Annotated in this window: 20 protein-coding genes; 16 read left to right on the top strand and 4 right to left on the bottom strand. The window is 61.4% G+C overall.

Annotated features, from left to right (window positions below; all coding sequences use genetic code 11):
* Positions 1-126 precede the first annotated feature (126 nt).
* From QOL84_RS07040 to QOL84_RS07005, 8 genes are all read left to right on the top strand, one after another.
* Entirely contained in the window at positions 127-879 is a 753-nt protein-coding gene (locus QOL84_RS07040) for a GntR family transcriptional regulator (protein ID WP_016774450.1), read from the top strand.
* On the top strand, positions 876-2,606 hold the full coding sequence (locus QOL84_RS07035) for a fumarate reductase/succinate dehydrogenase flavoprotein subunit (RefSeq protein ID WP_129393104.1): 1,731 nt from the start codon (positions 876-878) through the stop codon (positions 2,604-2,606). The genes QOL84_RS07040 and QOL84_RS07035 overlap by 4 nt, the downstream gene beginning before the upstream one ends.
* Before the next feature lie 27 nt (positions 2,607-2,633).
* Entirely contained in the window at positions 2,634-2,879 is a 246-nt protein-coding gene (locus QOL84_RS07030) for a 4Fe-4S dicluster domain-containing protein (RefSeq protein ID WP_003225615.1), read from the top strand.
* Between the two features lie 229 nt (positions 2,880-3,108).
* Entirely contained in the window at positions 3,109-4,512 is a 1,404-nt protein-coding gene (locus QOL84_RS07025) for an ABC transporter substrate-binding protein (protein ID WP_283436702.1), read from the top strand.
* 251 nt (positions 4,513-4,763) lie between these two features.
* The gene (locus QOL84_RS07020) at positions 4,764-5,546 is read left to right on the top strand and encodes an ABC transporter permease (protein ID WP_283436701.1); all 783 of its coding nucleotides are present in this window, start codon (positions 4,764-4,766) and stop codon (positions 5,544-5,546) included.
* Entirely contained in the window at positions 5,546-6,394 is an 849-nt protein-coding gene (locus tag QOL84_RS07015) for an ABC transporter ATP-binding protein (RefSeq protein WP_283436700.1), read from the top strand. Before QOL84_RS07020 ends, QOL84_RS07015 begins: the two co-directional genes overlap by 1 nt.
* Positions 6,391-7,353 (top strand): HEAT repeat domain-containing protein, encoded by a 963-nt coding sequence (locus QOL84_RS07010; protein ID WP_283436699.1) that lies wholly within the window; start codon positions 6,391-6,393, stop codon positions 7,351-7,353. Before QOL84_RS07015 ends, QOL84_RS07010 begins: the two co-directional genes overlap by 4 nt.
* A complete protein-coding gene (locus QOL84_RS07005) occupies positions 7,350-7,622 on the top strand; it encodes a DUF971 domain-containing protein (protein WP_283436698.1) in 273 nt (90 codons plus the stop codon). Before QOL84_RS07010 ends, QOL84_RS07005 begins: the two co-directional genes overlap by 4 nt.
* A gap of 133 nt (positions 7,623-7,755) precedes the next feature.
* On the opposite strand, the gene QOL84_RS07000 is transcribed toward QOL84_RS07005, so the two are convergent.
* The 3 genes from QOL84_RS07000 to QOL84_RS06990 form a co-directional block, all read right to left on the bottom strand.
* Positions 7,756-9,414 (bottom strand): phosphoethanolamine transferase, encoded by a 1,659-nt coding sequence (locus QOL84_RS07000; protein WP_283436697.1) that lies wholly within the window; start codon positions 9,412-9,414, stop codon positions 7,756-7,758.
* 231 nt (positions 9,415-9,645) lie between these two features.
* Positions 9,646-10,383, bottom strand: coding sequence for a TorF family putative porin (locus QOL84_RS06995; protein ID WP_283436696.1), 738 nt, complete (start codon positions 10,381-10,383; stop codon positions 9,646-9,648).
* Positions 10,384-10,530: 147 nt separating this feature from the next.
* A complete protein-coding gene (locus QOL84_RS06990) occupies positions 10,531-12,285 on the bottom strand; it encodes an amidohydrolase (RefSeq protein ID WP_430458706.1) in 1,755 nt (584 codons plus the stop codon).
* Positions 12,286-12,388: 103 nt separating this feature from the next.
* On the opposite strand from QOL84_RS06990, the gene QOL84_RS06985 reads away from it, so the two are divergent.
* From QOL84_RS06985 to QOL84_RS06950, 8 genes are all read left to right on the top strand, one after another.
* On the top strand, positions 12,389-13,306 hold the full coding sequence (locus QOL84_RS06985) for a LysR family transcriptional regulator (protein ID WP_283436695.1): 918 nt from the start codon (positions 12,389-12,391) through the stop codon (positions 13,304-13,306).
* 168 nt (positions 13,307-13,474) lie between these two features.
* Positions 13,475-14,092: a transcriptional repressor LexA gene (lexA, locus tag QOL84_RS06980; protein ID WP_008085871.1), complete on the top strand. Its 618-nt coding sequence runs from the start codon at positions 13,475-13,477 to the stop codon at positions 14,090-14,092.
* Complete coding sequence (gene imuA / locus QOL84_RS06975; protein ID WP_283436694.1) at positions 14,092-14,709, top strand: translesion DNA synthesis-associated protein ImuA; 618 nt, start codon at positions 14,092-14,094, stop codon at positions 14,707-14,709. The genes lexA and imuA overlap by 1 nt, the downstream gene beginning before the upstream one ends.
* Before the next feature lie 7 nt (positions 14,710-14,716).
* On the top strand, positions 14,717-16,132 hold the full coding sequence (locus QOL84_RS06970) for a Y-family DNA polymerase (RefSeq protein WP_283436693.1): 1,416 nt from the start codon (positions 14,717-14,719) through the stop codon (positions 16,130-16,132).
* On the top strand, positions 16,129-19,206 hold the full coding sequence (locus tag QOL84_RS06965; RefSeq protein ID WP_283436692.1) for an error-prone DNA polymerase: 3,078 nt from the start codon (positions 16,129-16,131) through the stop codon (positions 19,204-19,206). Before QOL84_RS06970 ends, QOL84_RS06965 begins: the two co-directional genes overlap by 4 nt.
* 283 nt (positions 19,207-19,489) lie before the next feature.
* Positions 19,490-20,176 carry a CsgG/HfaB family protein gene (locus tag QOL84_RS06960; RefSeq protein WP_164979470.1) on the top strand — a complete coding sequence of 229 codons (687 nt, stop codon included), beginning with the start codon at positions 19,490-19,492 and terminating at the stop codon, positions 20,174-20,176.
* A gap of 41 nt (positions 20,177-20,217) precedes the next feature.
* Complete coding sequence (locus tag QOL84_RS06955) at positions 20,218-20,574, top strand: DUF4810 domain-containing protein (RefSeq protein ID WP_283438634.1); 357 nt, start codon at positions 20,218-20,220, stop codon at positions 20,572-20,574.
* Positions 20,571-21,230, top strand: a complete 660-nt coding sequence (locus QOL84_RS06950; protein ID WP_129393149.1) for a DUF799 domain-containing protein — start codon at positions 20,571-20,573, stop codon at positions 21,228-21,230. Before QOL84_RS06955 ends, QOL84_RS06950 begins: the two co-directional genes overlap by 4 nt.
* Positions 21,231-21,385: 155 nt before the next feature.
* Here the strand turns inward: QOL84_RS06950 and QOL84_RS06945 are convergent, their stop codons facing one another.
* Positions 21,386-22,048 carry a flavin reductase family protein gene (locus QOL84_RS06945; RefSeq protein WP_283436691.1) on the bottom strand — a complete coding sequence of 221 codons (663 nt, stop codon included), beginning with the start codon at positions 22,046-22,048 and terminating at the stop codon, positions 21,386-21,388.
* Positions 22,049-22,054: the final 6 nt, after the last annotated feature.

The following is a 22,054-nucleotide window of genomic DNA, read 5'->3' as shown; positions in this document are numbered from 1 at the left end:
AGCAGGCTCACTCCTACAGAAAGCGATCGTGTTAAGCATCTAAGGTTATGCCCATTCGGTATTTCTCAACCTTGTCATAACAACTCTAAGATCACGTCATAACTCGTTATAACAAGTGATCCCATGATGACCGATAACGTTCTTTCTCTCAGTAGCGTTCCTCTGCACACCCAGCTGCGCGATGTCCTCCGTGCGCGCATTCTTGACGGCGAATACCCGCAAGACAGCCAGATGCCCTCCGAAAGCGAACTCGGTGCATTGTTCAAAGTCAGCCGCATCACCGTGCGCCAAGCGCTCGGCGATCTGCAAAAAGAAGGGCTGATCTTCAAGATCCACGGCAAAGGCACCTTCGTCGCCAAGCCGAAAACCTTTCAAAACGTCAGCAGCCTGCAAGGCCTCGCCGAGTCCATGACCGGCCGTGGCTACGAGGTGATCAACCGCCTGCGCAGCTTCAAATTCATCCCTGCCGACAAGCGTGTCGCCGAGCGCTTGCAGGTAGCCGAAGGCGAGATCGTCGCGCAGATCAAACGCGTGCGCCTGATCAATCGCGAGCCGATCTCGCTGGAAATCACCTACCTGCCCAAAGCCGTCGGCGAGCGCCTGGAGAAGGCCGATCTGGTCACCCGCGACATCTTCCTGATCCTCGAAAACGACTGCGGCATTGCCCTCGGCCATGCCGATCTGGCCATCGACGCGGTGCTCGCCGACAGCGACTTGACCCAGGCGCTGAACGTCGAGGCTGGCTCGCCGATCATGCGCATCGAGCGCCTGACCCACGACGCACAGGGCCAGCCGCTGGACTTCGAACACCTTTACTACCGTGGCGATGCGTTCCAGTACCGCCTGCGGATCGACCGGCAAAAAGGGGAGCAGGCATGACCCGCAACGTTCTCGAACAGGAATACGACATCGTCGTCATCGGCGGTGGCACCGCAGGCCCGATGGCGGCGATCAAGGCCAAGGAAAAGAATCGCGATTTGCGCGTGTTGCTGGTCGACAAGGCCAACGTCAAACGCAGCGGCGCGATCAGCATGGGCATGGACGGTCTGAACAACGCGATCATCCCCGGCCACTCGACGCCGGAGCAGTACACCAAGGAAATCACCATCGCCAACGACGGCATCGTCAATCAGGCCGCCGTGTATGCCTACGCGACGCACAGCTTCGAAACCATCGAACAGCTTGATCGCTGGGGGGTGAAGTTCGAGAAGGACGAAACCGGCGATTACGCGGTGAAAAAAGTCCACCACATGGGCGCTTACGTGCTGCCGATGCCGGAAGGGCACGACATCAAAAAAGTCCTCTACCGGCAGTTGAAACGCGCACGGGTGAGCATCACCAATCGCCTCGTCTGCACGCGGTTGCTGACCGACGAGGAGGGCACCGTCAATGGCGTGATGGGTTTCGATTGCCGCACCGCTGATTTCCACGTGATCAAGGCCAAAGCGGTGATTCTCGCCTGCGGTGCTGCCGGGCGTCTCGGTCTACCGTCGTCGGGCTACCTGATGGGCACCTACGAAAACCCGACCAACGCCGGCGACGGCTACGCGATGGCCTATCACGCCGGCGCCGAACTGGCGAACCTCGAGTGCTTCCAGATCAACCCGCTGATCAAGGATTACAACGGCCCGGCCTGCGCCTACGTCACCGGCCCGTTGGGTGGCTACACCGCCAACAACAAGGGCGAACGCTTCATCGAGTGCGACTACTGGAGCGGGCAGATGATGTGGGAGTTTCACCAGGAGCTGGAAAGCGGCAACGGCCCGGTGTTCCTCAAACTCGATCACCTGGCCGAAGAAACCATCCAGAACATCGAGGAGATCCTGCACAGCAACGAACGCCCGAGCCGTGGCCAGTTCCACGCCAATCGTGGCACCGACTACCGCACGCAAATGGTCGAAATGCACATCTCCGAAATCGGCTTTTGCAGCGGCCACTCGGCGTCCGGCGTGTGGGTCAACGAGCGCGCGGAAACCTCGGTGAAAGGCTTGTACTCGGCGGGCGACATGGCCGCCGTGCCGCACAACTACATGCTCGGCGCGTTTACTTACGGCTGGTTTGCCGGGCACAACGCTGCCGATTTTGTCGCCGGACGGGAGTTTTCTGCACTGGATGCCGAGCAGATCGAGAAGGAAAAGGCCCGGGTCTACGCGCCGCTGGATCGCGAACACGGTCTGCCGCCGGCGCAGGTCGAATACAAACTGCGGCGCTTCGTTAACGACTACCTGCAACCGCCGAAAGTGACCAAGAAAATGCAGATCGGCCTGCAACGCTTCAGCGACATCGAACGCGATCTCGAGCAGATGAAGGCCAACAACGCCCACGAACTGATGCGCGCGATGGAAACCAGCGTGATCCGCGACTGCGCCGAAATGGCCGCCCGCGCCTCGCTATTCCGCGCCGAAAGCCGTTGGGGCCTGTACCACTATCGCGTCGATCACCCGCAACGTAACGACAGCGAGTGGTTCTGCCATTGCCATCTGAAGAAGGGCGATGACGGCCAGATGACCAGTTTCAAGAAAGCCGTCGAGCCCTACATCATCCCGCTCGATGCCGAAGAAATGCAGGCCTACGACCGCTTGCGGGTCGGCGCTTGCGCTGCTTGATGCACTACTAAAAAGAGAGTCCGCACCATGGCCTATCAAGCTCAGGAAATTTTCTTTCGCTCCAATGCCCCCGTCACCGTCGACGAGGACAAATGCATCGCCGAAAAGGGCTGCACAGTGTGCGTGGATGTCTGCCCGATGGATTTGCTGGCGATCAATCCGGCGACGCAGAAGGCCTACATGGCGTTTGACGAATGCTGGTACTGCATGCCGTGCGAGAAGGATTGCCCGACGGGTGCCGTGAAAGTCGACATCCCCTATCTCCTGCGTTGAAACCCGATCTCTGTAGGCCTTCGCCTGCTCGCGATAGCGGTGGGTCAGATGTAGATGTGCTGGCTGACACACCGCTATCGCGAGCAGGCTCACTCCTACAGTAGATCTACGACAACCCAAAGCCATCCGGAAACACCGGACGCTGGAATGACCAAAAACCCCTCGTTTCCCACCGCGCCCTGATCGCGGCGGAGACGAACTCAAATAAATGATTCGAGGGGAAACAACCATGTTGCGTGCAGCAATCGCCGGTCTGGTACTGGCTTCGTTCACCTTGTCGGCCTCGGCCGAAACCATCCGCATCGCCATCGGCACCCAGGACACCACCATCAACTGCGCCGCCGGCGGGTTGTTGATTCGTGAACTCGGCCTGCTCGACAAATACCTGCCCCACGACGGCGCCTATAAAGACGCCCAGTACGACGTGCAGTGGAAAAACTTCACCAGCGGCGCGCCGCTGACCAACGAGATGGTCGCCGGCAAACTCGATTTCGGCGCCATGGCCGATTTCCCCGGTGCGTTCAACGGCGTCGCGTTTGAAACCGCCGGCAAGCACAGCCTGTTCATCAGCGTGCTTTCGGGCAGCATCAAGGGCAGCGGCAACGGCATTGTCGTGCCGAGCGCGTCGGGCGTGCAGTCGCTGAGCGAACTCAAGGGCAAGACGATTTCCGTGCCGTTCGCTTCCACTGCCCACGGCATGTTGTTGCGCGCCGTGGCGGCGCAGGGCTGGGATCCGCTGAAAGATGTGAACATCATCGCTCAGCCGCCAGAGGTCGCCGGCTCCGCGTTGCAGGCCGGCAAGGTCGACGCTCACGCCGATTTCGTGCCGTTCGCCGAACTGTTCCCGAGCCGTGGTTTCGCTCGCAAGATTTATGACGGTGCCCAGGCCAACGCGCCGACGTTCCACGGTGCGCTGGTGGATCAGGCGTATGCGAAAAAGTATCCGGAGATCGTCGTCGCTTATCTGCGGGCCAGCATCGAAGCCAATCAACTGCTCGCGGCGGAACCGGAGAAGTACAGCGAGCTGATCGCCAAAGTCACTGGCGTCGATGCCGAGGTCAATTACCTGTTCCACGGCCCGCTCGGCGTGCAGACCCGCGACCTGAGCTGGAAGCCGGAATATCGTCAAACCGTCGGCACCGCCATCGACACCTTGAAGCTGTTGAAGAAGGCTGATCGCGGGCTCGATCTCAACACCTTCATCGACGATCAATACATTCGCGCGGCGTTCAAGGCGTCGAATCTGGATTACACGGCGCAATTGGCCAATTACGCGCAGACGCCGCTGAAAGCCACGGATGCCACGACCGGTAAAGCCATCACTGACTTCAGCCATGTCGCTGAGATCTGGGTGCGCGGTGAGGACAAAGTACGCCAATACGCGTCAGCGGAAGAGGCGTTCACCGCGCTGGCCGCGTTGAAACAGCAAGGTAAAAACGTCCGTGCGGTGTACACGCAAGCCAGTGACAGCGGGATCAAATTGCTCGCCGAACAGGCGTGGTTCGCCAGCGATGCCAAGGGCCGCCTGAGCGCCTTCCTGCTCAAAGGCCAGGCCCAGCAATATGCCTCAGCGCAGGGCGGCAAGGTCCTCGATTTCACCGATGCCACTACCCAAGCCGTCGCTGCCCGTTGATGAAGATCAAAAGCCCCTCACCCTAGCCCTCTCCCAGGGGGAGAGGGGACTGACCGTGGTGTTTGGACTAGCTACGCCGACCTGAAAAATCGAGCCGAACTCAGGTTTTGAAAAGACTCTATCGAGTCGAACTCAAGTTTTGAAAAGCTTGAAGATCGGCTCCCTTTCCCCCTCGCCCCCCTGGGGGAGAGGGCTGGGGTGAGGGGGTAAATATCAGCCACATCACAGTTCCACAACCGGAAACCCGCTCCATGAAAACACCCACCCTACGCTGGACATCCAGAGCCGCTTCACTGCTGCTCTGCCTGCTATTCTGGCAACTCGCCGCCAGTCACCACTGGAACCTCGGCCTCGTCACCTTCGCCAACGTGCCGACCCCCATCGCGGTGATCGACGCGGCGTTGGGCCTCGGCGACTCCGGCAAGCTCCTGCAACACCTGACCGCCAGCCTCAGCCGCGTCTTCGCCGGTTACCTCGCGGCGCTGCTGATCGGCATCGCATTGGGCCTGGCCATCGGCCGCTCGAAATGGGCCGAAGACCTGCTGCTGCCGCCGCTGGAAGTCCTGCGCCCAATCCCCGCCGTTGCGTGGATTCCGCTGGCGATCCTGATGTTCCCGTCCTCGGAACTGTCGATGGTCTTCATCACCTTTACCGGCGCGCTGTTCCCGATCCTGCTCAACACCGTGCACGGTGTGGAAGGCGTCGATCCACGTTTGATCGCCTCAGCGAAAAGCCTCGGGGCAGGGCGCCGCGCAATCCTGTTGGAAGTGATCCTGCCCGGTGCCGCGCCGAGCATCATCACCGGTCTGGCGATTGGCATGGGCACTTCGTGGTTCTGCCTGGTGACGGCTGAAATGATCTCCGGCCAGTTCGGCATCGGCTATTACACCTGGGAGTCCTACACCATTCAGAACTACGCCGACATCGTCGTCGGCATGCTTCTGATCGGCGTGTTGGGCATGGGCAGCAGTCTGCTGATCAAACGCCTGGGCGGGTTGTTCACGCCTTGGCATCGACCGCGAGGAAAAGCCTGATGAGCGTGATGCAAACGCCGGAAGGGCGGATCGATATCCGCCAGTTATCCATCGTGCTTGGCGCAGGGCCGGAGGCGTTCGAAGCGGTGCAGGGCCTCGATTGCCAGATCGAACCAGGCCAGTTTGTGTGCATTCTCGGCCCGTCCGGTTGCGGCAAATCGACCTTGCTTGGCGCCTTGGCCGGGCATCTGCACGCGCATGCCGGCAGCCTCAAAGTCGATGGCGGCGAAGTGTCCGGGCCATCGCCGCAGCGCGGCATGGTGTTCCAGCATCACACGCTGTTTCCGTGGCGCACGGTGCGCGACAACGTTGCCTTCGGCCTGAAAATGCGTGGCATCGGCAAGACTGAACGGCATCGCGCCGCCGATGACATTCTCAAACTGGTCGGCCTCGAAGGCTTCGCCGAGCGCTGGCCCGATCAGCTGTCCGGCGGCATGCAGCAACGCGTGGAAATCGCCCGAGTGCTGGTCAATCGCCCACGGCTGTTGCTGATGGACGAGCCGTTCGGTGCGCTGGATGCGCTGACCCGGCTGAACATGCAAGAGCTGCTGCTGGACATCTGGACGCGCATCCGCACCACCGTAGTGTTCGTCACCCACGACATCGACGAGGCGCTGTTCCTCGCCGATCGCTTGCTGGTGATGAGCGCCAGGCCGGGGCGAATCATCGAAGACTTGCGCCTGGATTTTGCCCGCCCGCGCACCAGCGAACTGGTGACCAGCGCCGAATTTTCCCGCCTCAAACGTCACTGCCTCGATCTGCTGCGCCATGACGACGACCGACCGCTGCCGCGCCTTAATCCGCTCGGCTTGCCTCCCGAAAACCCTTTGCCGCGATTTGCCCTATGACCTCTATTTTTGCTGTGACCGACAACGAAGACATCCTCGCCCTGCAACCGCGCCTGACCGCCGAAGACGCTGGCGTGCGCCGTATTGCCCTGATTGATCTGGCCGATCTCGAAGAACCGGATGGCTTGCTCTGGCTGGTCGATCGCCTCGGCGAGGATCCCGCCGAAGAAGTCCGCGCTGAAGCTGCGCGATTGCTCGAGGCCTGGGAGGATGAAGAAGTCGTGCAAGCGTTGTGCGTGGCGCTGACCGATCCGGCGCCCGCCGTGCAATCCGCTGCCGCGCAGAGCCTGAGCCTGTTGAAAACGGCAGCGGCGGGGCAAGTGATTTTGCCGTGGACCGCTCACGCCGACGTCAGCGTGCGTATTGCCGCGTATCGCGCCTTGCGTGAGCTGCGTTTCGTCGATGCCGCACCGGCTGCGGTCTCTGCGTTGAACGATGCGGATGCCAGTGTTCGCCGTGAAGCGGTGGGCGTGCTCGGCTGGCTCAAGCAGCTCGATGCACTGCCCGCCCTGGCACGATTGGCCAGCGACGACCCGGACACCGAAGTGCGCCGCGCCGCTACCGGTGCTTTGGGGTTGGCCTCCAGCGCCGAAGTGTTGCCAGCCCTGCGCCAGGCCTTGCAGGACCACGCCTGGCAAGTGCGCGAAGAAGCCGCGACGACCTTGGGTAAAGTCGGCCACATTGACGCTGGCCCGGCATTGGTCGAAGCGCTGAGCGACGACTATTGGCAAGTGCGCCTGCGCGCCACTCGCAGTCTCGGCCGTCTGCGTTTCGCCCCGGCGCTGGACGCGTTGATCGACACTCTCGGCCATCGCATCAGCAACCTGCGCAAGGAAGCCGCGCTGGCCTTGGGTGAGTTGAATGATCGCGGCGCCGTCGCGGCATTGCAGGCTGCGCAGGATGACGGCGACCCGGAAGTGCGCAAAGCCGTGCGGATTGCCTTGAGCCAGTTGCAATGAACCCGCTGTCGGTAGGGAATTCGCAGAGCGAACAGATCCTGCGGTTAAGCTGGCCTGACGGTCGCGAACAACAGTTCAACCACGCCGAACTGCGCCGCCAGTGCCCATGCTCGCAATGCCGCGCCTTTCGCCTGAAAGGCCTGACGCCGCTGGTCGATGAACGCGTACGCCTGATCGAACTCAACCCCCAGGGTTACGGCGTGCAATTGATCTTCAGCGACGGCCACCAGCGCGGGATCTACCCGTGGCCCTATCTGGCAAACCTATGACAATCCCTGTAGGAGCTGCCGAAGGCTGCGATCTTTTGATCCTGTTTTTAACAATCAACATCAAAAGATCGCAGCCTTCGGCAGCTCCTACATTGCCAATCAGCAATCAGCAATCAGCAATCAGCAAGAAGGGTTATTGCGCTGCTGTCATCGATGGCCGGCAGTCATGGAAAATATCCAGCCCCGGCTGATACAGCGAGGTCTTCACCTCAAACAACCCCAGCACCGAGTGAAACAGGTTGTCGTGGCTCAGATCCGCCTGCCCGGTCTTGCCTTGCAGGCACCCGCGATCAATCCCTTCACTGGCCAGCGTGCCGTCGCCAAACCACATCACCATCGGCACATGCGTTTGCGCTTGCGGCGCCAGCGCGTACGGCGCCGCATGCAGATACAAGCCGTTTTCACCCAGCGACTCACCGTGATCGGAGACGTACACCATCGACGTATCCAGTGTCTGCTGATTGCGCTTGAGTAACTCGATGACCTTGGCCAGAAAGTGGTCGGTGTACAAAATCGTGTTGTCGTACACGTTCACCAGTTCATCGCGGCTGCAACTGCCCAACTGGTTGGTGTGACAGATCGGTTTGAAGCGCTCCATCTCTTTCGGGTAGCGCTCGTAATACTCGGGGCCGTGGCTGCCGTCCGCATGCAGGACGATGATTGCGTGGCCCTTGAGGCTGTCGATGTAGCTTTGCAGATCGGCCAGCAGCGCTTCATCGAGACAGTTGTTGCCGTCGCAGAACGGCCCCGGCTGGTTCTTCGAAATGTCCCGATGCGGTACGCGCAGGCAGGTGCCTTTGCAGTCGCTGTTGTTGTCCAGCCACAACACCTGTACGCCGGCGCGCTGGAGGATGTCGAGCAGGCCTTCGTAGGTTTTGCCTTTCTTGTCGCTGTAATCCTCACGCGGGAACATCGAGAACATGCACGGCACCGAGACCGCTGTCGAGGTGCCGCAGGAATGCACCTGAGTGAAATTGAGGATGTCGAGTTTGCTCAGTTCGGGGTTGGTCTCGCGCTCATAGCCGTTCAGCGAGAAGTGATCGGCGCGCGCGGTTTCACCGACCACAAACACCATCAGCGATTTCTTCTCGCGACTCGCCGCTTTAGCACTCATCACCGCGTCTTCGCCGATGGCCTGCACCACGAAGTGCTTTTTGATGCCCAGGCGTTGTTTGGTGTATTTGCTGATCGCGTAGATGTAGTTGGTCGGGTTGATGAAGTGGGTGAGTTTGTCTTCTTCGCGAAAGATTGGCGCGTAGGTCGCATAGAACGCGCCCACCGACGCAGCGATCACCAGCACACAGGCGACGATCACCAGGATCTTGTTGAGCAGCCCGCGAAAGAACGGCCGATAACTCACCGGCCAACGCCAGATCAAAACCGCCGGCAGCACGCCGAGCAGCAACAGGTAGGTCAGCAGCTTGCCGTTGAATAGCGCGGTGGCTTCGGCGGGGTTGGTTTCGAAGACGTTCTGGATCATCACCGTGTCGATGGTGATGCCGTATTCGTTCATGAAATACGCGGCGCACGCCGAGAGCAGGGCGACCACGGTGAGCACCGGTTTCAGCGTCCAGCGGAATGACACCAGGGTCAGCAGCAAGGTAATTGCCGCCCACAAGAACAGCCCGAACGAGACGAAAAACCCCAGTTTGTGCGCGCCTTGCAGGGTGATCAGTGTGCCCAGCGCCTTCCAGGTCGCCAGGTTGTATAGCGCCACCAGCGCCAGGGAAAACAGCAGCACCAATCGGGTCGCAGAGATGGACGGTAAACGCAGTCCGTTGCCCAAAGCCATTCGCATTTTTCCTCTACTCAAATAGAAAACACACACGGTTGCGCGTGTAACTGTAGAAGAGCAATAGTAAAAATTCCGTAAACATCCTGTAACAAGTCGAAAGAAAACCCTGTAGGAGCTGCCGCAGGCTGCGATCTTTTGATCTTGTTTTTAAAGATCAAGATCAAAAGATCGTCCGATCGCGGCCCGAACCTTCGGCATCTCCTACAGGGGGGCAGGGGGTCAGGGGGGTCAGAAGGATTTGCTGAGGCTGGCGGCGACGGTGGCGGTGCAGACATCCTTGAAGCCCCAGTTGCTCAGGCATTGGGTTTGTGAGAGATCGGTGTCGATGTAGCTCAGGCCCAACACCACGCCGGCGAGGTTGTGAGTGACTTTGACCTCCCATTCGCGGTACGACTCTTCAGCGTTGCCAGACGCCGAGTACAAATGCGCATCCTTGAAATCCATGTTGCCGTAGCGCAGCTTCAGCCCCGAGTCGTACGGCAGTTCAGTTTCATAACCGATGTAGGTGTACAGCGAACTCTGTTTGCTATCGATCCCCGGCGCATCGCTGGAGTAATACGCCGCCAGCTTCACCCCGTAGACGCCGAGAATCCCGTAGACCTCGCTCTGGTTGAACTGGCTTTCCTTGGGGTAGGCGTACTTGATGTAACCCAGATCGAGGCTGACATCCTCGGTCGCCTGCCACAGCCAGCCGCCGTAGTAATCGACTTCCTGGCGGGTTTTCAGACCGCCGCCGAAATCGACGTTGGAGCTCCAGGCGCCGAGGTACGCACCGCTGCTGTGAGCCAGGGTCAGGCCGGCCTGTACGGCGGGATCGTTCTGCGTTTGCGAGATGCCGCGAGTGCGGTAATCGCTGGCTAAATTCAGATCCACCACCAGCGCAAAGTCATCGTTCAAAGGGATCGCTTGGCTGCTCAAGGGCAGCGCGCTCAAGAAACTCAGGGCGAGCAGGGGCAAGGCTTTCATGTGAAATCCCGATATTGTGATTATTTTTGGGCAGATAGAGAAACCTGTAGGAGCTGCCGCAGGCTGCGATCTTTTGATCTTGGTTTTTTAAAATCAAAGTCAAAAGATCGCAGCCTGCGGCAGCTCCTACAGGGGGGATCAGTGTTGTTATTTTTCGGCGGTGTAGACCTGACGACCGCCGAACCAGGTCTGCAGGACTTTGGTGTCATGCAGGGCCTTGTTGTCGACGCTGAACACGTCACGATCGAGCACGATAAAGTCAGCCTGCTTGCCCGGCGTCAGCGAGCCGATCTGTTTCTCCAGGCCAATCGTCCGCGCCGCATTGACCGTGTAGGCATAGAACATGGTGTCGCGGTCCAGACGCTCATCGGCATTGAGCACGCCCAACGGCCCGACGCGAGTGATCGCCTGCGCCATGGCGTTGAACGGGTTCGGCGACGACACCGGCCAGTCACTCGCACCGGCAATCGTCGCGCCTTGTTTGAGCAGCGAGTGCGCCGGGTACTGGTAGCGGAAGGCGAGGGCGCTGACGTAGGGCTTGATCATGTCGGTGGTGTAGTCGTCGGCGCTGGCCCAGAGCAATTGCATCGAGGCGATGACGTTGAGCGGTTTGAAACGGGCGAACTCTTTCGGGTTGACCATTTGCAGGTGAGTGATCGAATGAGTCACGCCGCTCTGGCGATCCTTGCGCGCCTGAGCAATGCCGTTCAGTGATTCACGCACCGCGCGGTCGCCGATCGCGTGGATATGCACCAGCCAGCCGCGCTGGTCGATGGCGCTGACCAGTTCGCCGAAATGCTGCGGATCGATCAGCAATTCGCCCTGTTTGTGCGAGTTGCTGTACGGGTCGATCATCGCCGCGCTCTGCGCCGGGAATTCGATCACGCCGTCGGCGAAGATCTTGATCCCGGGCAGGGTCAGGTTGGGAATGCCCTGAAATTGCTGGCGCACCTTGTCCAGTGTATCGAGGTCGGCGGGCACGCTTTTCGGATTGGCCACCAGCAGTGCGGCGACGTGCACGCTCATGTCGCCACTTTCCGACAAGGCTTTATAGGCCGGCAGCACGCCGACGGTTTTCTCGGTGGGCTTGAGGGCGAACACCGCTTCGCCCGGGGCGGCGTTGGCGGCCGGGTCCATCCACGCGGTGATGCCGAGGCTGTTGTTGTAGCGCACCGCTGATTTGGCCGCGTTCAACATGTCGGCGGGGCTTGGCACCGGCATTTTCGAGGCGACCCGATCCCAACCGGCGTCGACCACAAAGCCGTTCGGCTCGCCGCTGGCCAGTTTGCCGATGGTGTCTTTTTCCGCGTCGGGCAGGGTTTTCAGCAGCGCCGCGTCAATCCCGGCGCGCTTGAGCATGACGTTGTTGGCCCACGCTGTGTGGTGGTCGCTGCCGATAAATACCACCGGCGCATTGGCCCATTCGCCGCTGTTGAAGGTTTTGCCCAACGCCTCGGCTTGCGCCCAGTAAGCCGAACTCATGCCGGCAATGCTCAGCACATCACCATGCTTTGCCTTACCGTCCGCACGCCAGTCACGCAGACGCTTTTGCAGTTCGTCGAGGCCGACGACTTCGTCTTCCATGTTCGCCGAAGTCATCTCCAAGCCACCGAAAATCGCATGGGAATGGCTGTCGATCAGGCCGGGCATCAACGCTTTGCCCTTGAGGTCGATCACTTGGGTGCCGGGTTCGATCAGGGCTTTGATTTGCGCATCGGTGCCGACTTTCAGCACTTTGCCGTTCTCCACGGCCAGCGCTTGCACCTTGGGTTGAGAGTGGTCGGCAGTGAAAATCTTGCCGTTGAGCAGGATCAGATCAGGGGCAGCCATGGCTTCCATCGAGGCAAAACTTATGGCAGCTACCAATAGGTTTGGAATGAATCGCGGGATGAATCTTTTCATTGAAGATTTCCTTGTTATTGCGTCTGATGGCCAGATTAGTGGCTGGCAACGGCTGACAGAACGCCTCCCTCACGAAAAACGTTTTTGCCTGAATGGAAAAAGCATGGACAAGTTGGGTGCATTGAAAATGTTCGTGGTCACCGCGCAGCTCGGCAGTTTCAGCCGCGCCGCCGAGCAATTGGGCAAGACCCCGTCGGCGCTGACCAAAGCGGTCAATCATCTGGAATCCGAGCTGGGCGCGCGGCTGTTCGAGCGCAGTACGCGGCGGATTCTGCTCACGGAAATTGGCCGGGTGTACCTGGAAACCGCGCGGCTGGTGTTGCAGCGGCTGGACGAGGCCAGTGAGGAAATCGAGCAGTTGCAGCACGGTTTGCGCGGCAGCCTGAAAATCACCGCGCCGCTGGCCTATGGCCGGGCGTTTCTCGATCAGGTGTGTGACGGCTTTTTGCAGCAATACCCGCAGATCAGCCTGCAAGTGGACCTGTGCGATGCGTTCGTCAATCTGCTGGAAAGTGGTTATGACCTGGCGTTGCGCGAGGGGCATGATGATTTGCCGGGACTGATTGCGCGGGTGGTGGGCAGTAATCGCCTGGCGTTGTGCGGCAGTCCGGAGTACCTGGCGCGCAAGGGCTTGCCGGTGAATCCGCAAACCCTTGAGCAGCATGAATGGCTGCTGTATCAGCATCCGTTGCTCAGTCGCGAATTCTGGTGGGCCGAGCGTGACGGGCAGCGTTTGAGTCTGGCGCAACCCACCGCGCCGCTATTGCGCAGCGATAATTACGATTTGTTGCTGGCCAGTGCTTTGGCCGGGCGCGGTCTGCTGCACACGCCGCTGTGGAGCGCCGCGCCGTACATTGCCGACGGGCGACTGGTGCGGGTCATGGCCGACTATGAGATCGACCCGGACACCTTTGGCCCGCACATTCTGGCGGTGTACCCGAGCCATCGACGGGCCACGGCCAAGGTCGTCGCCTTTATCGATTACATCGCCGCATTCCTCGCCGAACGCGGCCTGAGCTGACTCACCGCACTGATCGTTCCCACGCTCTGCGTGGGAATGCCTCTAGGGACGCTCTGCGTCCAGTGACGCGAAGCGTCACGGGCTGCATTCCCACGCGGCGCGTGGGAACGATCAACGTGGGGTGGGCCGACCTGCGGCTGTTGTCAGGAAAATCCGAAAAGAGTACAAATGTACTCCATGACGAACCTCACTCCCCGCCGTACCGCCATCCTGACCTTTATCCGCGATCGAATCGCTGAACACGGTCAGCCCCCAAGCCTCGCTGAAATCAGCGAGGCTTTTGGTTTTGCCTCGCGCAGCGTGGCGCGCAAGCACGTGCTCGCGCTGACTGAAGCGGGGTTTATCGAGGTCAACCCCAATCAGGCCCGGGGCATTCGTTTGCTCGGTCAACCGCCGCGTCCGGAGCTGCTCGACATTCCCGTGCTCGGCCGCGTCGCTGCCGGTGCGCCGATTGGCGCCGATGCCGACGTGCATAGCCGCTTGCTGCTCGACCCGGCGCTGTTCTCGCGTACACCCGATTACATGTTGCGGGTGCAGGGTGATTCAATGATCGAGGACGGCATCCTCGACGGTGATCTGGTCGGTGTGCGGCGCAATCCCGAAGCGCTCAACGGCCAGATCGTCGTGGCGCGGCTCGACGGTGAAGTCACCATCAAACGCTTCGAACGGCTCGGCGATGAAGTGCGGCTGTTGCCGCGCAATCCGGCGTACCAGCCGATTGTCGTGCGCGACGATCAGGATCTGGCCATCGAAGGGGTGTTCTGTGGCCTGGTGAGGCAAGGCTGATGGGCGCCGTCGTTGCGTTGGATACGCTGTTCAATGGCGGCCAGGTCTGGAAGGGCCGACCTGCGCCACCGGCCGCCAGCCCGCAACCGACCGGGCACGCCGCGCTGGACGCGGCACTGCCCAGCGGTGGCTGGCCGGAAGCGGCGCTGAGCGAAATCCTCCTGGCCGCCCCTGGTGTCGGCGAACTGCAACTGGTCTGGCCGACGCTGGCGCGGTTGTCGGCAGCGGGCGAGCGCATTGTGCTGATAGCGCCGCCGTTCGTGCCGTACCCGCAGGCGTGGGAAAGCGCCGGCGTCGATCTGCGCCAGTTGTCGGTGATTCAGGCCAGTGAACGCGATGCCTTGTGGGCGGCGGAACAGTGTTTGCGTTCCGGCAGTTGTGGCGCGGTGCTGTGCTGGCCGCACAAGGCCGATGACCGCGCGTTGCGGCGTTTGCAGGTGGCGGCGGAAACCGGCCAGACCCTGGCATTTGCCTGGCGGTCGTTGAGCGAAGCGGTCAACCCGTCACCGGCGGCGTTGCGCATTGCCATCGACGCCAAACCCGCGCAGTTGCGCGTCCTCAAGTGCCGTGGCGGATTGGCGCGCACGGCGCCGATTGCCTTTGCCGTGGGTCATTGAGGTCGCCATGCGCTGGGTATGTATCCTGTTTCCGCAATTGGCCCTCGACGCTGTATTGCGCCAACGCCCCGATCCCGATGAGCCGCTGGTCCTGCTCAGCGGTCCGGCCCAGCGTCGGGTGCTGCAAGCGGTCAATCCGCCAGCGCGCAAGCTTGGCTTGCGTCCCGGCCAGTCGATGACGGCCGCTCAGGCGATGAGCAAAGGTTTTATCACCGCCGATTACGAAGCGGCCGAGGTCGAGCACTGGCAGCAGTTTCTCGCCGCCTGGGCCTACGGTTTCAGCGCGCAGGTCAGTGTGCATTACCCGCGTACCGTGGTCTTCGAGATTGAATCGAGCCTGGGTCTGTTCGGTTCCTGGGCGCAGTTCGAAGCACGGCTGCGTAAGGAACTGACGGATCTGGGCTTTCGCCACCGCATCGTTGCCGCGCCAAATCCAGTGGCAGCACGGGTGCTGGCCAACGCTTATGACGGTCTGGTGGTGCCCGATGGCGAAGCCTTGCAACATCACCTCGGCCAGTTGCCTGTCGACCGTGTCGGGCTGGAGCCGAATGTGGCCACGGCGCTGTCGCGCATGGGCCTGCGCAACCTCAGTCAGGTACAGAGCCTGCCACGGCAGGCGCTGGCCCGACGCTTCGAGGCGCAGATGCTCAAACACCTCGACACCTTGTTCGGTGCGCGGCCATTGGCGCTGGAGTTTTACTTGCCGCCGGATCGTTTCGATGTGCGCATCGAGCTGAATTTCGACGTGCAATCGCATCAGGCGCTGCTGTTCCCGTTACGTCGTTTGACCGGTGACCTGTCGGCGTTCCTTTGCGGACGCGACAGCGGCGTGCAGCGTTTCGATCTGCATCTGGAACACGCCGGGCTGCCGGACACAGTGATCAAGGTCGGCCTGCTCAGCGCCGAACGTGATCCGGCGATGCTCTTCGAACTGGCCCGTGGACGCCTGGAACAAGTGCAGGTCGAGGCGCCGGTGCGTGGCTTTCGCTTGCGCGCCGAGGATCTGCCGAGTTTCGTCCCGCAGTTTCAGGAGCTGTTTGACGACCGTCCGCAGCAGACCTTGCCCTGGGAGCAATTGCGCGAACGCCTGCGGGCACGTCTGGGCGATGACGCGGTGCAGGGGCTGCGTTTTCAGGCCGATCACCGGCCCGAGTGTGCGTGGCAGAACGGCGTCGACAAACTGCGCTGCAGCGGGTTGCCGAAGGTGCAGCGTCCGGGCTGGTTGCTCGATGAACCGCAAAGCGTGCCGCAAGGTTCGGCGCGGATTCTCATGGGCCCGGAGCGCATCGAATCGGGCTGGTGGGACGGCGCCGATGTGCGCCGCGATTATTACCTGATCCAGAACCGCGCCGGTCAGCAGGGCTGGGCTTATCGGGCGGTGGGTGAGGGCGGTCCGTTGTGGCTGCAGGGCTGGTTTGCATGAACGATGGCTATGCCGAGCTGCACTGCCTGTCGAACTTCAGCTTCCAGCGCGGTGCTTCCAGTGCGCTGGAGTTGTTTCAGCGGGCGAAAAAGCACGGCTATCAAGCGCTGGCGATTACCGACGAATGCACGCTGGCGGGGATTGTGCGGGCGTGGCAAGCGGCGAAATCGGTGGAGCTGCCGCTGATCATCGGCAGTGAAATCCGCATCGACAACGGCCCGAAACTGGTACTGCTGGTCGAGAACCTGGCGGGTTATCAGGCGCTGTGCGGCTTGATTACCCGTGCCCGCCGGCGTACGCAAAAGGGCCAGTATCAAGTGCTGCGCGAGGACTTCAATGAACCGCTGGCGGGCCTGTTGGTGTTGTGGGTACCGGACGCGGTCGATGAGGTCGAAGAAGGCCGCTGGTTGAAGCAGACCTTCGGCGAGCAGCTGTGGCTGGCAGTGCAGTTGCATTGCGGACAGAACGATCAGCAGCGCCTGGCGGCATTGTTGAGTCTGGCCGCCGAGTTGCAGGTACCGTCCGTGGCCAGCGGCGATGTGCACATGCACGCCCGTGGCCGGCGCGCCTTGCAGGACACCATGACGGCGATTCGTCATCACCTGCCGGTGGCCGAGGCGGGGTTGCGTTTGCACCCCAATGGCGAGCGGCATTTACGCACTGTCGAGGTGTTGCGCGAGTTGTATCCGCAGGCCTTGCTGGACGCCTCGGTAAATCTGGCCCGACGCTGCACCTTCGACCTCGGCGAGTTGCGTTATCAATATCCCAAGGAGCTGGTGCCCGAGGGCCATAGCGCCAGTTCCTGGCTGCGCCATCTGACCGAAGAGGGCATCGCCTGGCGCTGGCCCAAAGGCCCGCAAGCCAAAGTGCTCAAGCAGATCGACGACGAACTGCAACTGATCGCCGAACTCGGCTACGAAAGCTACTTCCTCACCGTACACGACGTGGTGCGCTTCGCTCGTACGCAACACATCCTCTGTCAGGGCCGTGGCTCGGCGGCCAACTCGGCGGTGTGTTTTGCCTTGGGTATCACCGAGATCGACCCGGATCGCACCACGCTGCTGTTCGAGCGTTTCATGTCCAAGGAGCGTAACGAGCCACCGGACATCGATGTCGACTTCGAGCACGAACGCCGCGAAGAAGTCCTGCAATACGTGTTTCGCCGTTACGGCCGTGGCCGCGCAGCGTTGACTGCGGTGGTCAGCACCTACCACGCCGCCGGTGCGGTACGCGATGTGGCCAAGGCCTTGGGCCTGCCGCCGGATCAGATCAATGCACTGGCCGATTGCTGCGGCCACTGGAGCGATGAAACACCGCCGCTGGAGCGCCTGCTCGAGGGCGGCTTCGACCCGGACAGTCCGGTGTTGCGCCGGGTGCTGAGCCTGACCGGGCAACTGATCGGCTTTCCCCGGCACCTGTCCCAGCATCCTGGCGGCTTCGTGATTTCCGAGCAGCCGCTGGACACCCTGGTGCCGGTCGAGAACGCGGCGATGGCCGAGCGCACGATCATCCAGTGGGACAAGGACGATCTCGACGCAGTCGGCTTGCTCAAGGTGGATATCCTCGCCCTCGGCATGCTCAGCGCGATCCGCCGTTGCTTCGATCTGCTGCGCCGGCATCGTAATCAGGACTTGAGCCTGGCGACGATTCCGGCCGAGGACAAACCGACTTACGAAATGATCAGCCGCGCCGACACCATCGGCGTGTTCCAGATCGAGTCGCGGGCGCAGATGTCGATGCTGCCGCGCCTGAAACCGGCGAAGTTCTATGACCTGGTGATTGAGGTGGCCATCGTCCGCCCGGGGCCGATTCAGGGCGGGATGGTCCATCCGTACCTGCGCCGGCGGAACAAGGAAGAAGAGGAAACCTACCCGTCACCGGAGCTGGAAGTGGTGCTCAAACGTACCCTCGGCGTGCCGCTGTTTCAGGAACAGGTCATGCAGATCGCCATCGTCGCCGCCGACTACAGCCCCGGCGAGGCCGATCAGTTGCGCCGCTCGATGGCCGCATGGAAACGTCACGGCGGGCTGGAGCCGCACAAGGAACGCCTCGCTGCCGGCATGAAGAAAAACGGCTACACGCCCGAGTTCGCCGCGCAGATTTTCGAGCAGATCAAGGGCTTCGGCAGCTATGGGTTCCCCGAATCCCACGCCGCCAGTTTCGCCTTGCTGACCTACGCCAGTTGCTGGCTCAAGTGCCACGAACCGGCGGCGTTCGCCTGTGCGCTGATCAACAGCTGGCCGATGGGTTTCTACAGTCCCGACCAGATTCTCCAGGATGCGCGCCGGCATCAATTGCAGATCCGTCCGGTGGACGTGCGCGCCAGTGACTGGGATTGCAGCCTGGAAACCACCACGGCGGCGCAACCGGCGATCCGCATGGGCCTGCGGATGATCAAGGGCTTTCGCGAGGACGATGCCCGGCGCATCGAAGCGGCTCGGGCGCGCGGGGCGTTTGCCGATGTTGCTGATCTCGGCGAGCGGGCGGCGCTCGACAGCCGCGCGCAGGCGTTATTGGCGGATTCCGGGGCGTTGCGCGGTTTGGCCGGGCATCGTCATCGGGCGCGCTGGGAGGTGGCCGGGGTGCAGAAACAGCTTGGCTTGTTTGCCGGGTTGCCGAGCCAGGAAGAACCCGACGTGGTGCTGCCAAAACCCAGCGTCGGCGAGGATTTGCACACTGACTACGCCACGCTCGGCACCACATTGGGGCCGCATCCGCTGGCGTTGTTGCGCGGCGAACTCAAGGCCCGGCGCTGCCGCAGTTCGCAGGAGTTGCTCGACGTCGAGCATGGCAGGCCGGTGAGTGTTGCCGGGTTGGTTACCGGCCGGCAACGTCCGGGCACCGCCAGCGGCGTGACCTTCGTCACCCTCGAAGACGAGTTCGGTAACGTCAACGTGGTGGTCTGGCGCGATCTGGCCGAGCGTCAACGCCAGGTGCTGGTCGGCTCGCAATTGCTCAAGGTCGACGGCCGCTGGGAACGCGAAGGCGAAGTGCGCCACCTGATCGCCGGCCGCCTGAGCGATCTCAGCCCGTTGCTCAATGGCATCCGCGTGCAGAGCCGCGATTTCCATTAGCGCACCCTGATCGTTCCCACGCTCTGCGTGGTAACGCCCGCCGTGACGCTCTGCGTCACAGTGGACGCGGAGCGTCCGTGGCTGCATTCCCACGCAGAGCGTGGGAACGATCAAGATCGCAGCCTGCGGCAGCTCCTACAGGTGGCAAGCGGGTCAAATTGGTGGCGTCAAAAAAATCTGTTCGCGGTGATGGCACTTTGGCATAATGCCGGCCCTTTCCCGAGCCTCAACGCTTTGCCGTGCCGGGACACCCCTGTTTTTCAAAAAGGAATACTCAGTGAGAATGATCTCCCGGATGTTGGTCTCAGGCGTGGCGATTGCGGTGCTGGGCACGCTGGCCGGCTCGCTCGCCGGTTGCGCCACTGAAAGCTCCCGCGCATTGCCGGTGGCCAAGGTTGAAAGCGCTTCGCAGATCTGGACCGGCGTTCGCGTGCCAATGGCCGTGGGCAAGTTCGACAACCGCTCCAGCTACATGCGCGGGATCTTCTCCGATGGCGTCGACCGTCTCGGTGGCCAGGCCAAGACTATTCTCATCACCCACTTGCAGCAGACCAACCGCTTCAGCGTGCTGGATCGCGACAACATGGGTGAAATCCAGCAGGAAGCGGCGATCAAGGGCCAGGCCCAACGCTTGAAAGGCGCTGATTATGTGGTCACCGGTGACGTTACCGAGTTCGGCCGCAAAGAGACCGGCGATCACCAGTTGTTCGGCATTCTCGGCCGTGGCAAGACCCAGGTCGCCTACGCCAAGGTCAACCTGAACATCGTCAACATCAGTACTTCCGAAGTGGTCTATTCGACACAGGGCGCGGGCGAATACGCCTTGTCCAACCGCGAAATCATCGGCTTCGGCGGCACCGCTGCCTACGACTCCACCCTCAACGGCAAAGTCCTCGACCTGGCCATGCGTGAGGCAATCAATCGTCTGGTGGACGGCATGAACGCCGGTGCCTGGAAACCGGGCAACTGATCGACGCCCATTGCAAGGAGCAACACCCCATGAATTTGACTATGTCGCGCACATTGTTGGTGCTGACGCTGGCCGCCAGCGCCTTGCTGGCCGGTTGCAGCAGCCCGAAAACCCTGTACCAGTGGGAAGGCTACGAGCCGCAGGTCTACGAATACTTCAAAGGCGAAGAGCCGAAAGAAGCCCAGGCCGAAGCGCTTGAACGTGATTTGCAAAAGATCCGTTCCACCGGCAAAGCCGTACCGCCGGGTTACCACGCGCACCTGGGCCTGTTGTACCTGAGCATGGGCAAGGACGATCAGATGGTGCAGCAGTTCAACACCGAGAAAGCGCTGTTCCCCGAGTCCGGCACGTACATGGATTTTCTCCTTAAAAACGCCAAGGCCGGAGTCGTGCAATGATTTCGCGCGCATTGAAACTGCTGGCCGGCGCGTTGGCCCTGACCGTACTCGGTGGCTGTGTCGCGCCGAAAACCGTCGACTATTCGGCGTACAAACAGGCGCGGCCGAAGACCATTCTGGTGCTGCCACCGCTGAACACTTCGCCGGATGTGAAGGCGTCGTACAGCCTGTTGTCGCAAGTGACGTTCCCGCTGGCCGAAGCCGGTTACTACGTGTTGCCGATTGCGCTGGTCGACGAGACCTTCCGCCAGAACGGCCTGACCACACCGGATGACATTCATCAGGCACCGCCGAACAAACTGAAGGAAATCTTCGGTGCGGACGCGGCGCTGTACATCACCGTTTCCGAATACGGTACGCGTTACATGGTGATCAGCAGCGAAACCGCAGTGACCGCGACGGCGAAACTGGTTGACCTGAAAACCGGCACCACGCTGTGGACCGGTGCGGCGCGGGCGTCGAGCGAAGAGGGCGGCAATAACGGTGGTGGCGGTCTGGTTGGCATGCTGATCACAGCGGCAGTGAAGCAGATCATCAACAGTTCCACCGATGCCGGTTATCCGATTGCCGGTGTGGCGAGCAATCGCCTGCTCTCGGCCGGACACCCGGCGGGCCTGCTATACGGCCCGCGTTCGCCGAAATACGGCACTGACTAAACCCGGTAATGATCGTTCCCACGCTCTGCGTGGGAACGCATCCCGTGACGCTCCGCGTCACAGTGGACGCAGAGCGTCCATGGCGGCATTCCCACGCGGAGCGTGGGAACGATCAGTAGGAGCTGCCGCAGGCTGCGATCTTTTGCTGTTGCCGTTTATTTGGGGGTTGGCCAAAAGCGTTCGCCACCGCCCGGTGCGTCCGTCCACGCTTGCAACGAACGGGTCGGCAAATCGAAGTAATCGCGGGTTCGCGCGTAACCATGGCCGCCCATGCGCCCGATCGCATCCAGCGCCAATTGATCGATGTACAGCGTCTTCGGATCGATCAACTCATCGCGCACATGCGCCATCAGCACCTCGCCAAAAATGATCTCGCGCGACTGACCGATGTTCAGCGCCATCATCCGTCGGCACTCCAGCGCCACCGGGGCTTCGCCGATGCGTGGGCATTTCACCGTGGTGCCGGCAATCGCCGTCAGCCCTGCTGCGGTCAGCTCATCGAAACCCGGCGCGAACGGCACGGCACACACATTCATCGCCTCCACCAGCGCATCGCTGACGATATTCACGGTGAACTCCTGATTGAGCTGGATATTGCGCGTGGTGTCTTTCGGGCTTTGGTCGCCGTAGTTCTCGACGCCCAGCGCCAGAATCGGTGGATCCGCCGACAGCGCATTGAAGAAACTGAACGGCGCGGCATTGACCCGGCCCTCGCCATCGATGGTGGTCACCAGCGCAATCGGCCGGGGCACGACGCTGCCGATGAGGATCTTGTATTTTTCCCGTGGGCTGAGCTGGCTGAAATCGAAACTGTGCATGGCAGA

The organism is Pseudomonas helmanticensis (genome assembly GCF_900182985.1).
Classification (GTDB): domain Bacteria; phylum Pseudomonadota; class Gammaproteobacteria; order Pseudomonadales; family Pseudomonadaceae; genus Aquipseudomonas; species Aquipseudomonas helmanticensis.
The sequence above is the reverse complement of the archived record's forward strand: the minus strand, read 5'-3'. Positions and strand labels throughout refer to the sequence as shown.